Source organism: Intrasporangium flavum, assembly GCF_001956915.1.
Lineage (GTDB): Bacteria > Actinomycetota > Actinomycetes > Actinomycetales > Dermatophilaceae > Monashia > Monashia flava.
The window spans coordinates 324,806-338,197 of record NZ_MLJO01000013.1; the positions used below are offsets into that span (position 1 = coordinate 324,806).

Below are 13,392 nucleotides of genomic sequence, written 5' to 3' on the forward strand. Positions count from 1 at the left end.
GAGCAGCCGCGACGTGTCGCTCGTCGACGACCTCGGCGCGCCGGTCCCGCTCAGGGGCCCGGCGCGCCGCGTCGTGTCGCTCGTGCCGTCGATCACCGAGGCGGTCGCGGCGACCGCCCCGGAGGTCCTCGTCGGGGCGACCGACTGGTGCCCCCACCCCGAAGGCCTTGCGGTTCAGCGGGTCCGGGGCACGAAGAACCCCGACCTGCGCGCCGTCGCGGCACTGTCGCCCGACCTCGTCGTGGCCAACAAGGAGGAGAACCGCGAGCTCGACGTGCGCCGGCTGCGCGACTCCGGCGTCGCGGTGTGGGTCACCGACGTCGAGACGGTGCCGGGTGCCCTGGACTCCCTCGAGCGCCTCTTCCTCGAAGGCCTCGGCGTCGACGCGCCCGGCTGGCTGCACGCGGCGCGCGACGAGTGGGGCGGGCCCGTGCCCGAGCCGACGCTCGAGGTCGCCGTCGCGATCTGGCGCGACCCGTGGATGGCGGTCGGGCGCGACACGTTCACCGGCGACGTCGTGGCGCGGCTCGGCTGGCGCAACGTCCTGGCGGGCGACCCCGAGCGCTACCCGCACGTCGACCTCGGCGACCTCGACCGCGAGGGCCGTACCGTCCTGCTACCCGACGAGCCCTACGTCTTCACGCCGGACGACGGCCCCGAGGCCTTCGCCCACGCCCGCACCGCGCTCGTCAGTGGTCGGCTGCTGACCTGGTACGGCCCGTCGCTCGTCGGCGCCCGGCGGGCGCTGCTCGACGCCGTCAGCGGGTCCTGACCCCGCCGGCGTCGCCGTGACCCGAGGGAGGCGGGTGGTCGTGACGCCGGGCCGGTCGTGCCCGGGCCGGCCCGGCGTCCGGTTCGGGTTACCCCGGACGCGGCCGGCTCAGTCGTCGAGGACGACGAGACCCGCGAGGAGCAGCCGCCGGGTCAGGTCGAGGCCCACCATGTCGGCCCGCAGCACGCCGTCGTCGACGAGCGCGATGAGGGCGCCGACGTCGTGCTCGCCCACGGTGAGGTCGGGCAGCCGGCTCGTCAGGCGCGCGCCGCCTCCGGGCTCACCCCCGAGACGTGCGCCGAGGTGCGGGCGCAGCCGCACGCACGAGTCGCCGCCGATGTCGTCGGCGGCCGCCACCTGGGCGAGCGGCCCGACGGGCGCGGCCCGCTGCGTGTCGCGCCACCGGCCCTGCAGGGCCGCGACGACGTCGGTGGCGGGTACGGCCCGCAGGGCCTCGAGGAGTGCCTCCCGGGCCACCTCGATGTCGTCGTCGAGGGACGCCGTGCGCGGCCCGCCGGGAGACAGGGGCAGCGTGCCGCGCACCCGCTCGGACCGGCTCGCGGCCTCGACCGCGAGCGTCGCCAGCTCGTCCGCCAGGTGCCGCCGCGTCCACACGTGGACGCCGATGGTGACGTGCGTGCTGACGCCACCCAGGGCGGTCGCCGAGTGGATCCAGCCGCGCGGCAGGTAGAGGACGTCGCCGCGGCGCAGGGTGAACTCGTGCGCCGGGTCGTGGCGGGCCGCCTCCTCGACGTCGGAGCGGTGGTCGGTCCACGGGTCGTCGCGCAGTGGAGCGGGCCGGACCGGTGGCCGCAGCCGCCACTGCTTCTCTCCCGAGGTCTGCACGACGAACACGTCGTGCACGTCGTAGTGGTCGTCGAAGCCGCGGCTCTGCCGGGGCGTCACGTAGGCGTTGGCCTGGACCGGGTGGCCGAGCTCCTCGGCCAGCTGCTGCGTGAAGTCGATGATCGGGCCCCACGTGCGGTGCAGGCCCTGCAGGACGATGGTGGCGCCGGCGGCGAAGTGACCGAGCAGCTTGTCGTCGCTGACCTGGTCGGCGATCCCGGCGCCGACGCCGCCGCCGGCCGTGAACTCGCGGTCGCCGAGGGTGCGGCCGTCACGGGCCACCCGGAGGAACGGGGTGCGCAGTCCCCGGCGCGAGACGAGCTCGTCGACGTCGTCGCGGCCGAGCAGGTCCGCCGCGCCGGTGAGCAGCTCGTCGGCCCGGGACACGAGGGGTTGGCGCCCCCAGTGCTCGCTCGCGAAGCCGGACTGGGACAGGGGGACGAGGCGGGCGAGAGCCGAGTGCCCGCGCGAACGCAGGGGCACCCGGCTCGTCGTGTCGACAGTCATCGTGGCGCGGTCGCTCGCGCTCAGCCGGCGCCGCCGTCGGCACCGCCGTCGTGGGTGCCGGTGTCCGCGCCGCCGTCGGCCGGGCCCTCGGCGCCGCCGTCGGCACCGCCGTCGTGGGTTCCGGTGTCCGCGCCGCCGTCGGCCGGACCCTCGGCGCCGCCGTCGGCGCCGCCGTCGTGCGTTCCGGTGTCCGCGCCGCCGTCGGCGGGACCCTCGGTGGTCGGGTCGTCCGACGAGAGTGGCGTGTCGGTCATGGCGTCCTCCTCCACTGGGTGGGCGGCGTCGAACGACACCGTCCTCGGCGACCTACCCGTTCGGGCGGCGGATCACACGTGCCGGGCGCCGGGCGGGCCGGGGTGCGGGCTGCTCTGGCGGCGTGCGCGATTCCGTGGTGGCATCGGGGGCATGGGGATCGCCAAGGGAGACACCGTGCACTGGAACACCTCGCAGGGCCGCACCACCGGCACGGCGGTCGAGAAGCGGGTCAGGCAGTTCACGTTCGACGGGCAGAAGTTCAACGCGTCCGAGGACGAGCCCTACTGGATCGTCGAGTCCGGCAAGACGGGCGCGAAGGCTGCCCACAAGGAGTCCACGCTTGAGGGTTCCTGACCCGGGGGTGGCACCCCGGCCGGCTCAGGTGAGGTGGTCGAAGTCGCCCCTCGTCCAGGCGGCGTGGCGGTCGGCAGACGCGCGCAGGACCTCCTTGGCCCGCGTTCGGACGACGGCCCCGAAGTTGTTGTAGAGCCGGTCGAAGTGCAGCCCTTCGAGCTGCGTGGCGATCCGCTGGACCACGTTGCCCGACAACGGGATCCGGTTCGGGTAGCTGCGCATGAAGCTGACCGAGCGCCCGTCGGGGTTGGGGAAGACGGCGTCGCCGGCGAGGAGGACGCCGTTGCCGTCGTTGCCGGTGGACCACTCCACCACGGCCTGGCCGCGGAAGTGCCCGCCCACGCGGTGCAGGGTCAGTCCCGGCGCCACCGGACGCGTCTGCCCCCACAGCTCGAGGAGGGGGTCGCGGCGGCGGACCCATTCGGCGTCGCGCTCGTTGACGAGCACCGGCACGCCGCCGAGGCCCCGGGCCCACTCGGTCTGGACGCCGTACATGTGCGGGTGGCTCGCGGCCACGGCGAGGACCGGGCCGAGGGCGCGGACCTGCTCGAGCGCCGCGTCGTCGACGTAGCCGACGCAGTCGAAGAGCAGCACGCCCTCGGGCACCTGCACGACCATCGTCTGCTGGCCGATGCCGACCTCGGGCCGGGCCCGCAGGCCCCAGAGGCCGGGCTCGACCTCCCCGAGCGTGATGCGGGTCCCCGCGTCGCGCAGCTGCTCGAGCGTCGTCCAGCGCTGGCCGTCGGCGGGCACCCACTGGCGCTCGTCCTCGCAGATGGCGCAGGCCTCGGGCGGCTCGGGAAGGTCATCGGTCTCGACGGCGCACGTCGCACAGATCCAGGTCACGACACCACCCTGCCGTCTCGGGCCCGGCGCGACCACCGCGTTTGCGGGAGGATGCACGGGTGATCCTGCACCTGCGCGCCGCCGTCGAGGAGCTCTACGCCGAGACCCCGTCGCGGTTCACGGCGCGCCGCTCCGAGCTGGCCGCCCAGGCCAAGGACGCCGGCGACAAGCAGCTCGCCGCCGCGGTCACCGCCCTGCGCAAGCCCACGGTGGCGGCCTGGGCCGTCAACCACTTCGTCCGCACGTGCCGCGACGAGGTCGACGAGCTGCGCTCCTTCGCCGAGCTGCTCCGCGAGGCCCAGCGCACGCTCGACGCCGACCAGCTGCGCGTGCTCGGGCGTGAACGCTCCCGCCGCGTCGACGCCGTCGCCGACCGCGTCGCGGAGGAGGCCGCCTCGGCCGGCCAGCGCGTCGGGGGCGGCGTGGCCGTGGAGGTGCGCGACACGCTGACCGCGCTCATCGCCGACGAGGACGCGGAGGCGTCCGTCCTCACCGGTGCGCTCGTCAAGGCGCTCAGCTACTCCGGCTTCGGCTCCGTCGACCTCGAGGACGCCCTCGCGCTCGAGGACCTCCCGCGGGGCGAGGACGCAGGGCGTCCCTCGCTCTCGGTCCTCGACGGGGGCGGTGGCGAGGCCGTCGACCTCGAGGAGCGGCGCCGGGCCCGACGCACGGCCGAGCGGACCCGCCTCGCCTCGGCGCTCGAGTCCGCCCGCGAGGCGCTGCGCTCGGCCGACCGGCAGGTGGCGGTGCTGACGGCGCGCCAGGAGGAGGTCACCGAGGGCATCGCCGACCTCGAGCGGCGCCTCGCCGCGGCCCGGGAGCGCCTCGCCAAGGTCGGTGCCGAGCTCGCCGGCGCCACGAGCGAGCGTGACGCGCAGGAGGCGCGCGAGGAGCAGGCGCGTCGCGCCCTGGAGGACCACGACGACTCGGAGTGAGGCTCAGACGCGCGGCGTGCGGTGGCGCAGCCGACGCAGGCGACCCGACAAGCCGTCCGACGCGGCGTCGTCCGCCTTCTCGTCCGCCGGGCTCTCGGTCTCGTCGGCGCCCTCGGCCCCCTTGTCGGCCCTCGAGGTCCCGGGCTGCCGCTCGCCGGGCTGCGGTCGGGCCAGCTCCGGCAGCAGCTCGTACTTGTGGGTGTAGATGTCGACGAGCGCGAGGACCAGCGCGGCCACCGGCACGGCGACGAAGGCGCCACCGACGCCGAAGAGCGCGGCTCCGAACATCACCGCGGCGAACGACACGGCGGGGTGGACGTCGACGGCCTGGGCCGAGATGCGCGGCTCGAGGGTGAGGTTCTCGATCTGCTGGTAGACGAGCGCGAAGGCGAGCATGGCCAGGCCCTGCCACGGCTCCTCGCCCACGAGGCCGACGAAGACCGGCAGTGCGATGGCGATGTAGGTGCCCACGGTCGGCACGAACTGGGCCACGAGCCCGGTCCAGATGCCGAGGGCGAGCCAGTAGGGCATCCCGATGAGGAACATGAACGCCGCCGAGAGCCCGCCGCAGATGGCAGCCAGGACGAGCCGCGCCGACACGTAGCCACCGGTCTTGATGACGGCGAGCTGCCAGGCCGTGCTCATGACCTCCTGCTGTCGGGGCGGCACGAGCCGGGCGACCCAGCGCCGCAGCCGCGGCTGGTCGGCCGAGAAGTAGAAGGTGAAGAAGGCGAAGGTCAGGCTGCTGAACGCCGCCCCGAGCACCGTCGCGACCGCACCGATGAGCCCGCCCGCGAGGTCGGTCGCCACGGTCGCAAACGCCGACGTGCCGCCGCCGAGCGCGTGGAGCACGGTCTGGGGGTCGAGGCGCATGCCGAGGTGCTCGCTCGCCCACGTGAGTCCGCTCTCGACGAGGGCGGGGATCGAATGGACGAACGTCGCGAGCTGGTCGGCGAGCAGCTGCCCGAAGGCGAGGAGGAAGACGGCGACGGCCAGGAGCGTCGCGCCCATGACGATCCCCGTGGCGGCGCCCCGACGCATGCGGCGCGACAGCCGGGCCACGGCCGGCTCCATGGCGATGGCGGCCAGCATCGACATGACGAGCGTGAAGATGACGCTGCCCCCGTCGTCGAGCACCCAGCGGCCGAAGGCGGCGAAGGCCAGCACGGCGACGAGCACCCACGCGGCCCGCCAGACGTTGCGCTGGTCGAGGCGCACGACGACGTGCGGCGCGTCGCGATCGGCCGGCGACGGCGTCTCGAGCGGGGGGTCGGTGTGACCCGTCATGCCCCGATCGTCTCAGGAACGGGGCCCGCGCAGGCAGGGTCCGGGGCGGCTCGTGCCGATTTCGTATCCGCGCCCGGGACCGTGTAGTCTCACCGACGCACAGCAGGTCGAAACTCGGCCCCGCGACGCGGGTCCCGAAGGTTCGACCGTGCCCCAATAGCTCAGTCGGCAGAGCGTTTCCATGGTAAGGAAAAGGTCTAGGGTTCGATTCCCTATTGGGGCTCTGGTCGGTCGGTTCCCGGCAGCCCGCGCGAGCGGCTTCCGGTGCCGGCAGCCCATGGCGGGGTAGCTCAGCTGGTTAGAGCGCACGACTCATAATCGTGAGGTCGCGGGATCGAGCCCCGCTCCCGCTACCACAGGAGCGCGGCGGTCCACGGATTTCTCGATTCGGTGGCCCGTCGCGTAACCTTTAGCGTCGCGTCCCGTGCCGACGCGAGGGTCAGCCCCGGGCACGCGCACGGGACACCAGTCGCAAGACGACCCGATACATCCCAGCACGTTCCCGAAAGAGCAGGTTGCCGTGGCCAGCAAGAGCAGCGACGTCCGTCCGAAGATCACGATGGCGTGTGTGGACTGCAAGGACCGCAACTACATCACCAAGAAGAACCGTCGGAACAACCCCGACCGTCTCTCCTTCAACAAGTTCTGCCCGAAGTGCGGCAAGCACACGGAGCACCGCGAGACCCGCTGACGCGGACCGCTCTTCGCGCGTCACCTCACGACCGCTCCCTCGGCCACCGGCCGGGGGAGCGGTCGTCGTGTACCGGTCGATAGGCTGCCCGCATGCCGGTGAACGCAGACTTCCAGGGCCGGGTCTACCCGCCCACCGAGACCTACCGCGTCAGCGCGGCCAAGATCCGCGAGTTCGCCGAGGCGGTCGGCTCGGCCGACCCCGTCCACGTCGACGCCGACGTCGCCCGCTCCCGGGGCTACGCCGACGTCATCGCGCCGCCGACCTTCGCGGTCCTCATCGCCCAGCAGTGCGACGCCCAGCTGATCCGCGACCCCGAGGCCGGCATCGACTTCTCCCGCGTCGTCCACGGCGAGCAGCGCTTCACCCACCACCGGCCCCTCACGGCCGGCGACGCCGTCGTCGGCACGCTCCACGTCGACACCGTCCGAGAGGCCGGCGGCCACGCCATGGTGACCACCCGCACCGAGCTGGCCACCGAGGGCGGCGAGGCCGTCTGCACGGCCACGTCCACCATCGTCATCCGAGGAGCCGAGTGATGAGCAGCGACACCACCGCCGGCGTGCGCGCCCTGTCCTCCGTCTCCGTCGGTGACGCCCTGCCCCCGCACACGGTGCACATCGACCGGGCACGCCTCGTGCAGTACGCCGGCGCGTCCCTCGACCGCAACCGGATCCACTGGGACGAGCGTTTCGCCAAGGAGGTCGGCCTGCCCGACGTCATCGCCCACGGCATGTTCACCATGGGCTCGGCCGTCACGGTCGTCACCGACTGGGTGGGCGACGCCGGCCGCGTCGTCGAGTACGGCGTCCGCTTCACCAAGCCCGTCGTCGTGCCCTACGAGTCCGGCGCCGACGTCGAGGTGTCGGGCGTCGTCAAGGCCGTCGACGCCGAGACCGGCCGCGTCACGGTCGAGCTGACCGCCACGTGCGCCGGCGAGAAGGTCCTCGGCCGGGCTCTCGCCGTCGCGCGCCTCGACTGAGGGGGCCGTGGTGCACGAGCAGCACGACGTCCCACTGTCCGGGATGACGACGATGCGGGTGGGCGGCCCTGCGGCCCGCCTCGTCACCGTCACCACGACCGACGAGCTCGTCGACGCCGTCCGTGAGGTCGACGACGCCGACGAGCCGCTCCTGCTGCTGTCCGGCGGCTCCAACCTCGTCGTGGCCGACGAGGGCTTCGCCGGCACCGTCGTGCGCGTCGCGACGTCCGGGATCACGCCGGAGTCGGCCGACTGGTGCGGCGGCGCGGTCGTCCGCGTCGCGGCGGGCGAGGGCTGGGACGACGTCGTCGACCGCTTCGTCGGCGAGGGCTGGGCCGGCGTCGAGGCCCTGAGCGGCATCCCGGGCCTCACCGGCGCCACCCCGGTGCAGAACGTCGGCGCGTACGGCCAGGACGTCTCGCAGACGATCTACCAGGTGCGCACGTGGGACCGCCGCGAGCAGGCCGTGCGCACCTTCGCCAACGACGACTGCGCCTTCACCTACCGGCACTCCCTCTTCAAGGGCACCGACCGCTACGTCGTGCTCGACGTCGTCTTCCAGCTCGAGGTCGCCGACCTCGCCCGACCCGTCGCCTACGCGGCGCTCGCCGAGGGTCTCGGCGTCGAGCTCGGTACGCGGGTGCCGCTCGCCGACGCGCGGGCCGCGGTCCTCGAGCAGCGCCGGCGTCGCGGCATGGTGCTCGATGCCGAGGACCCCGACACGTACTCGTGCGGGTCCTTCTTCACCAACCCGATCCTGAGCCGCCACGAGTTCGACGACCTCGTCGAGCGCGTCGGTGAGCGGCTCGGCTACGAGGGGCCCACCCCGCCGCGCTTCGCCGAGCCCGACGGCCGCGTCAAGACCAGCGCCGCCTGGCTCATCGACCACGCCGGCTTCGCCAAGGGCTTCGGCCTGCCGGGCCCGGCGTCGCTGTCGACGAAGCACACGCTCGCGGTGACCAACCGCGGCGACGCGACGACCTCCGAGGTGCTCGACGTCGCCCGACGCGTCCGCGACGGCGTGCGCGAGGCGTTCGGCGTCACGCTCGTCAACGAGCCGGTGCTCGTCGGCGAACGCCTCTAGCCGGGCACAGGCACTTCTTCGCAGGTAGGCGAACGGCCCCGGTTCCCAAGGGAATCCGGGGCCGTCGTACGTGCCGTCGCCTCGAGGTCAGCGGGTCAGCTGCACCCAGTAGGTGTGGGGCTGGATCTTCTTGTCGGTCGTGCTGACCTGGTAGGCCGGGCGGGCGTACTGCAGGCGCAGGTACGTCGACGTGCCGCGGTCGACCTTGAAGAAGAGCCAGCCGCGCTCGGTCTGGTTGCGCTTGGCCGGCGTCAGCGGGATCGCGTGGTAGGCCTTGCCGAACTCGGCCGTGGCCGAGACGGTCTGCTTCGGGCTCGTCGCCACGAGGGAGATCATCGCGGGGTCGAGGGTGGCCGAGTAGCGCGAGCCGGCCTGGAGCTGGACCTTGACGCCGACGATCTCGAACGCCTCAGCGCCGACCGGCTGGTTCGACGGGAAGGGCAGGTTGCGCGAGATCTTCAGCGCCGTGATGGTGTGCCCGAGGTCGGGGTCCTTGATGACGGCCTTGATGTCCTTGGTCGAGAACGTCGCCGGTGCCGTCGGCGTCGAGGTCGTCGTGGCCGACGACGTGTCGCCGGACGTCGACGTGGCCGGGGGCGTCGTGCCCGCGGCCGAGCTGGCGGTCGGGTCGGCCGTCACCGGGGCCTCGCTGCTGCAGGCGGACAGCGCGGTGAGGGCGATGACGGGGGCGGCCAGACCCACGACGGCGAGGCGTCGCAGCCGGGCGCCCGAGGTGGTCTGGGGGCGTGCGGGGGCGGGGGTCTGCGTCTTCATCTCCCGGACAGCATGACTGCGCGGCCCAGCCCCGGGCAAACTCGCGCCGCCCGGCGGACCCCCGTGACCGGCGTCCTGACGCGTGCCGGCGGGACCGGTGCGTCCCGGTCTGTGCGGGATTGGGGTGTGGCGGTCCTCACGCCGGGCCGGTTCGGCTGGCCGCCCACCCCGACGCCAGCTGGCTCACTCCGGCGCGTCGAGCCACCCGGCGAGGTCCTCGAGCGCCTGCTTGCGCACCCGCTCCGGAGCGAGGCTGCCCTCGATCGAGCCCCGGGCGAGGTCGGCGAGGCCGGCGTCGTCGAAGCCGAGCTCGCGGGCGGCAGCGTACTGGGCGGCGAGCCGCGAGCCGAACAGCAGCGGGTCGTCGGCGCCGAGCGCGACGGGCACCCCGGCCTCGACGATCCGCCGCAGCGGCACGTCGGCAGGGTCGGCGTAGACCCCGAGGGCCACGTTGCTGCCGGGGCACACCTCGAGCGTCACGCCCGCCTCGGCGACGGCGTCGAGCACCTGGGGGTCCTCGACGCAGCGCACGCCGTGGCCGATCCGGTCGGGGGCCAGCGACTCGAGGGTCTCCATGACGGACTGCGCGCCGAGCAGCTCGCCACCGTGCGGCACGAGCGCCAGGCCGGCCCGACGGGCGATCTCGAACGCGGGTGCGAACTCCGGCGTGCTCCCGCGTCGCTCGTCGTTGCTCAGGCCGAAGCCGACGACGTCGCCGGCCTCGTCACCGGCGTGGCGCGCCGCGAGGCGGGCGAGCGTGCGGGCCTCGAGCGGGTGGCGCATCCGGCTGGCCGCCACGACGACACCGACGCCGATCCGGCCCCGGGCCGACACGGACCGGGCCTCGTCGAGGACGATCTCCAGGGCGGGGGTGATGCCGCCGACGAACGGGGCGTAGGACGTCGGGTCGACCTGGATCTCGAGCCAGCGGGAGCCCTCGTCGGCGTCGTCCTCGGCCGCCTCGCGCACGATCCGGCGCATGTCCTCCTCGCTGCGCACGCAGCTGCGCGCGGCGTCGTAGAGGCGCTGGAAGCGGAACCACCCGCGCTCGTCGGTGGCGCGGGCCAGACGCGGCGGCCAGTGCCCGGTGAGGGCGTCGGGCAGGCGCATCCCGTGCCGCTCGGCGAGGTCACGGACCGTGTCGACGCGCATCGACCCGGTGAAGTGCAGGTGCAGGTGGGCCTTGGGCAGGGCCAGCACGTCGCGCGTCATGGCCGACAGCATCCCACCGCGCACGGCACGCCCCCAGGGCATAGGCTCGCCGGACCGGCGCGCCGCGGCGCCGGAGGAGCACCGGGAGGCGTCGTGCGGGTCGGCAGAGCGGCCCCGATGGGCTCCGTGCGCTCCGTGGGCCCCGTGGGCCCTTGGGGCCGTGGGGGCTCGGTGGTCTCCGTGGTCTCCGTGGCGGTGGCCGCCGTGGCGGTCGTGCTCCTCGCCGCCTGCAGCGCCGCGCCCTCGGGGCGGTCGGCCGCCCCGGTCGGTGCCGACGACCTCTCGCCCGCGCTCGCCGCCAGCGTCGGTGCCCACGTCGCGGCCGCCTCCGTCACGGCCACCTTCCGCGTCGGGGGTGGCGAGACCTTCCGCGTCGAGCTCGACCGGCCCGACCTCGTCGAGCACGTCCGCCGCCTCCTCGCCGGCGAGGGCGGGCCGACGGTCCCCATCGGCGCCGTCGTCCGCGACGACCCGGGCCCCAACGCACCGTGGTCCTGGCACCTCGACCCGGACACCGTGGAGTTCGCCTCCAGCGCCGTCGACGCCTGCGACGGCACGCCGTCCGAGGTCGAGGGCGGGTTCCTCGACGCGCAGGACTACTGCCCGCGGGCTGCCGAGCTCGTCGCCGTCGACGACGTGCCCTGAGCCGTCCCCGACGCCGTTCCCCGACGCGTGGCCTGACGCACGAGGGCCCGCGGCACCGTGCGGTGCCGCGGGCCCCCGTCGTGCGGTGACTCGTTCGTGCGCTGGGGTGTCCCGGGTCAGCGGTCCTCGGGCTCGTCGGCGATCTCGTCGACGACGTGCATGGCGGCCTCCTCGGCCGACGCCCCGGCGCCGTCGACACCGACGTCACGGCCCCACGCCTGCTTCTCGTCGTCCTCGTGGGCGCCCTCGTCGTCGGCCACGAGCCGGCCGGCGCGCTCGTCGCCCACCTCGTGGTCGCCGAGCCAGTCGTCCTCGGCGGCGATGGAGTCGGGGTCGTCGCCCCCGATGCGCTCCTCGTCGAGGCCGCTCTCGTTCTCGGGCCGGCCGTACGCCGAGTTCGGGTCGGGCTCCTCCTGGAGGATCCGCTCGTCGATCGTCTCGTCCTCGGCCTCCTCGCGCGGGGTCGTGCCGTGGGCGTTGACCCCCTGGGGGCGGTCGTTGGGGGAGTAGCCGCGGTCGAGGACGTCCTCGAGGTCGCCGTCCTCGAGGGTGTCCTCGGGCTGCAGCTGGTCCTCGTCGTCGACGCTGTAGCTCGTCAGGTCGTCCTCGATGTTCTCGTTCGGCTCGATGCCGCTCATCGTGCTCCTTCGGTCTGCTCGGCCGCGGCGCCCGCGGTGGCGCCCTCGCCCCCTGCCCCTACCCCGGAGGCCCGGCCCGCGGTCAGCGACTCGGCGGCGGCGAGCGCGACGCACGTCGCGACACCGGCCATGGCGGTGCGGACGTCCTCGAGCGTCGGGAAGGTCGGGGCGAGCCGGATGTTGCGGTCGCGCGGGTCCTGACCGTGCGGGAACGAGGCGCCGGCCGGCGTCAGGGCGATGCCGGCCGCCTTGGCCAGCTCGACGACGCGCGAGGCAGTGCCGTCGAGCACGTCGAGGTTGACGAAGTAGCCGCCCGTCGGGTGGCTCCACGTGGCCACCTCGAGCCCGGCCAGGCCCGCCGTCAGGGCCTCGTCGACGGCCGCGAACTTCGGCGCGATGATCTCGCGGTGCTTGCGCATGTGCGCCCGCACCCCGTCGGCGTCGCGGAAGAACTCGACGTGACGCAGGTGGTTGACCTTGTCCGGGCCGATCGAGGCCATCGACAGGTGCTTGAGGTACCACGCGACGGTGGCCTGGCTCGCCGCGAGGACGGCCACGCCGGCGCCCGCGAAGGTGATCTTCGAGGTCGAGGCGAACATGATCGGGCGGTTCGGGTTCCCCGACGCGGCCGCGAGCGTGAGGATGTCGGCGCTCTTGGCCTCGTCCTCGGTCAGGTGGTGGAACGCGTAGGCGTTGTCCCAGAAGATCGTGAAGTCGGGGGCGGCGGTCGGCATGGCCGCGAGGCGGGCGGCGACCTCCTGCGACACCACGGCGCCCGTCGGGTTGGCGTACGTCGGCACGATCCAGATGCCCTTGACGCTCGGGTCGTCCTTGACGAGCGCCTCGACGGCGGCCATGTCGGGGCCGTCGTCGTGCATGTCGACGGTCACCATCTCGATGCCGAGCTCGGCGAGCATCGAGAAGTGGCGGTCGTAGCCGGGCACGGGGCAGACGAACTTCACAGCCGGCTCCTGCGACCAGGGCCGCGGGGAGTCGACGCCGCCGAAGAGGAGGAAGTCGACGACGGTCGTGTACATCATCGTCAGGCTCGAGTTGCCGCCCGCCACGACCTGCGACGCCTCGACCCACAGCAGCTCGGCGAAGATGTCGCGCAGCTCGGCCAGGCCCTCGAGCCCGCCGTAGTTGCGCACGTCGACGCCGGCCCGGTCCTTGGTCGTCGTCGGCAGGTGCAGCAGGTCGTTCGACAGGTCGAGCTGGGCGCTCGAGGGCTTGCCGCGCGTCAGGTCGAGCTTGAGCGAGCGGGCCTCGAGGGCCGCGTACGCCGACCGCTGCTCGGCGAGGAAGGCGGCGAGGTCGTCGTCGGACAGGGACGCGAGGGGGCTGCGCGAGTTCGTCACGCTCTCGATCCTGCCACCGCCCCGGCTCGCGGGGCAGGGTGGTCCGCATGGCGGTGGGCGGCCCGCTGGTGTCGTGGCCGGCGACCTGAGAGGATGGCGGACGGCGCTCACGGCGGCCGGTTCGCATCGGGCCGATCCGTCCCGTATGATCGTCGCTCGGACGGCTGACGCTGGCCATGCTGACGCATGCCGTCCCGCCCCGGTCA

At 74.0% G+C, this 13,392-nt stretch carries 16 protein-coding genes and 2 tRNA genes; 10 read left to right on the forward strand and 8 right to left on the reverse strand.

All coding sequences use genetic code 11. The features are described 5' to 3' along the window. Positions 1 to 13 precede the first annotated feature (13 nt). Positions 14 to 772, forward strand: coding sequence for a helical backbone metal receptor (locus BIV28_RS12150; protein WP_076262114.1), 759 nt, complete (start codon positions 14 to 16; stop codon positions 770 to 772). Between the two features lie 108 nt (positions 773 to 880). On the opposite strand, the gene BIV28_RS12155 is transcribed toward BIV28_RS12150, so the two are convergent. Next, positions 881 to 2,125 (reverse strand): cupin domain-containing protein, encoded by a 1,245-nt coding sequence (locus BIV28_RS12155; RefSeq protein ID WP_076262115.1) that lies wholly within the window; start codon positions 2,123 to 2,125, stop codon positions 881 to 883. Positions 2,126 to 2,145: 20 nt separating this feature from the next. After that, positions 2,146 to 2,379 carry a BatC protein gene (locus BIV28_RS12160; protein ID WP_076262235.1) on the reverse strand — a complete coding sequence of 78 codons (234 nt, stop codon included), beginning with the start codon at positions 2,377 to 2,379 and terminating at the stop codon, positions 2,146 to 2,148. 151 nt (positions 2,380 to 2,530) lie between these two features. On the opposite strand from BIV28_RS12160, the gene BIV28_RS12165 reads away from it, so the two are divergent. Next, on the forward strand, positions 2,531 to 2,734 hold the full coding sequence (locus BIV28_RS12165) for a hypervirulence associated TUDOR domain-containing protein (protein ID WP_076262117.1): 204 nt from the start codon (positions 2,531 to 2,533) through the stop codon (positions 2,732 to 2,734). 24 nt (positions 2,735 to 2,758) lie between these two features. On the opposite strand, the gene BIV28_RS12170 is transcribed toward BIV28_RS12165, so the two are convergent. After that, a complete protein-coding gene (locus BIV28_RS12170) occupies positions 2,759 to 3,580 on the reverse strand; it encodes an MBL fold metallo-hydrolase (protein WP_076262118.1) in 822 nt (273 codons plus the stop codon). A 59-nt stretch (positions 3,581 to 3,639) separates the two neighbouring features. Here BIV28_RS12170 and BIV28_RS12175 point away from each other — a divergent pair, with 59 nt between their 5' ends. Continuing rightward, the gene (locus BIV28_RS12175; RefSeq protein WP_076262120.1) at positions 3,640 to 4,515 is read left to right on the forward strand and encodes a hypothetical protein; all 876 of its coding nucleotides are present in this window, start codon (positions 3,640 to 3,642) and stop codon (positions 4,513 to 4,515) included. 3 nt (positions 4,516 to 4,518) lie between these two features. On the opposite strand, the gene BIV28_RS12180 is transcribed toward BIV28_RS12175, so the two are convergent. Continuing rightward, positions 4,519 to 5,802 carry an AI-2E family transporter gene (locus BIV28_RS12180; RefSeq protein WP_083707285.1) on the reverse strand — a complete coding sequence of 428 codons (1,284 nt, stop codon included), beginning with the start codon at positions 5,800 to 5,802 and terminating at the stop codon, positions 4,519 to 4,521. 150 nt (positions 5,803 to 5,952) lie between these two features. Between BIV28_RS12180 and BIV28_RS12185 the strand changes: the two genes are divergently transcribed. The 6 genes from BIV28_RS12185 (at position 5,953) to BIV28_RS12210 (ending at position 8,559) form a co-directional block, all read left to right on the forward strand. After that, a tRNA-Thr gene (locus BIV28_RS12185) sits at positions 5,953 to 6,025 on the forward strand. 56 nt (positions 6,026 to 6,081) lie between these two features. Continuing rightward, positions 6,082 to 6,158, forward strand: a tRNA-Met gene (locus tag BIV28_RS12190). A 164-nt stretch (positions 6,159 to 6,322) separates the two neighbouring features. Next, positions 6,323 to 6,493 carry a 50S ribosomal protein L33 gene (rpmG, locus tag BIV28_RS12195; RefSeq protein WP_076262121.1) on the forward strand — a complete coding sequence of 57 codons (171 nt, stop codon included), beginning with the start codon at positions 6,323 to 6,325 and terminating at the stop codon, positions 6,491 to 6,493. Positions 6,494 to 6,585: 92 nt separating this feature from the next. Next, on the forward strand, positions 6,586 to 7,032 hold the full coding sequence (locus tag BIV28_RS12200) for an FAS1-like dehydratase domain-containing protein (protein WP_076262123.1): 447 nt from the start codon (positions 6,586 to 6,588) through the stop codon (positions 7,030 to 7,032). Then, positions 7,032 to 7,475 carry a MaoC family dehydratase gene (locus BIV28_RS12205; RefSeq protein WP_076262124.1) on the forward strand — a complete coding sequence of 148 codons (444 nt, stop codon included), beginning with the start codon at positions 7,032 to 7,034 and terminating at the stop codon, positions 7,473 to 7,475. The genes BIV28_RS12200 and BIV28_RS12205 overlap by 1 nt, the downstream gene beginning before the upstream one ends. 10 nt (positions 7,476 to 7,485) lie before the next feature. After that, on the forward strand, positions 7,486 to 8,559 hold the full coding sequence (locus tag BIV28_RS12210; protein WP_076262237.1) for a UDP-N-acetylmuramate dehydrogenase: 1,074 nt from the start codon (positions 7,486 to 7,488) through the stop codon (positions 8,557 to 8,559). 87 nt (positions 8,560 to 8,646) lie between these two features. On the opposite strand, the gene BIV28_RS12215 is transcribed toward BIV28_RS12210, so the two are convergent. Together BIV28_RS12215 and BIV28_RS12220 are read right to left on the reverse strand one after the other, a co-directional pair. Then, the gene (locus tag BIV28_RS12215; RefSeq protein WP_076262126.1) at positions 8,647 to 9,333 is read right to left on the reverse strand and encodes a hypothetical protein; all 687 of its coding nucleotides are present in this window, start codon (positions 9,331 to 9,333) and stop codon (positions 8,647 to 8,649) included. Positions 9,334 to 9,516: 183 nt separating this feature from the next. After that, on the reverse strand, positions 9,517 to 10,545 hold the full coding sequence (locus BIV28_RS12220) for an adenosine deaminase (protein WP_076262239.1): 1,029 nt from the start codon (positions 10,543 to 10,545) through the stop codon (positions 9,517 to 9,519). A gap of 180 nt (positions 10,546 to 10,725) precedes the next feature. Here BIV28_RS12220 and BIV28_RS12225 point away from each other — a divergent pair, with 180 nt between their 5' ends. Next, positions 10,726 to 11,190, forward strand: a complete 465-nt coding sequence (locus tag BIV28_RS12225; protein WP_207555947.1) for a BP74-related protein — start codon at positions 10,726 to 10,728, stop codon at positions 11,188 to 11,190. A gap of 116 nt (positions 11,191 to 11,306) precedes the next feature. On the opposite strand, the gene BIV28_RS12230 is transcribed toward BIV28_RS12225, so the two are convergent. Beyond that, the gene (locus tag BIV28_RS12230; protein ID WP_076262127.1) at positions 11,307 to 11,828 is read right to left on the reverse strand and encodes a DUF5709 domain-containing protein; all 522 of its coding nucleotides are present in this window, start codon (positions 11,826 to 11,828) and stop codon (positions 11,307 to 11,309) included. Beyond that, positions 11,825 to 13,186 (reverse strand): aspartate aminotransferase type Ic, encoded by a 1,362-nt coding sequence (locus BIV28_RS12235; protein WP_076262129.1) that lies wholly within the window; start codon positions 13,184 to 13,186, stop codon positions 11,825 to 11,827. The genes BIV28_RS12230 and BIV28_RS12235 overlap by 4 nt, the downstream gene beginning before the upstream one ends. Between the last annotated feature and the right edge of the window lie 206 nt (positions 13,187 to 13,392).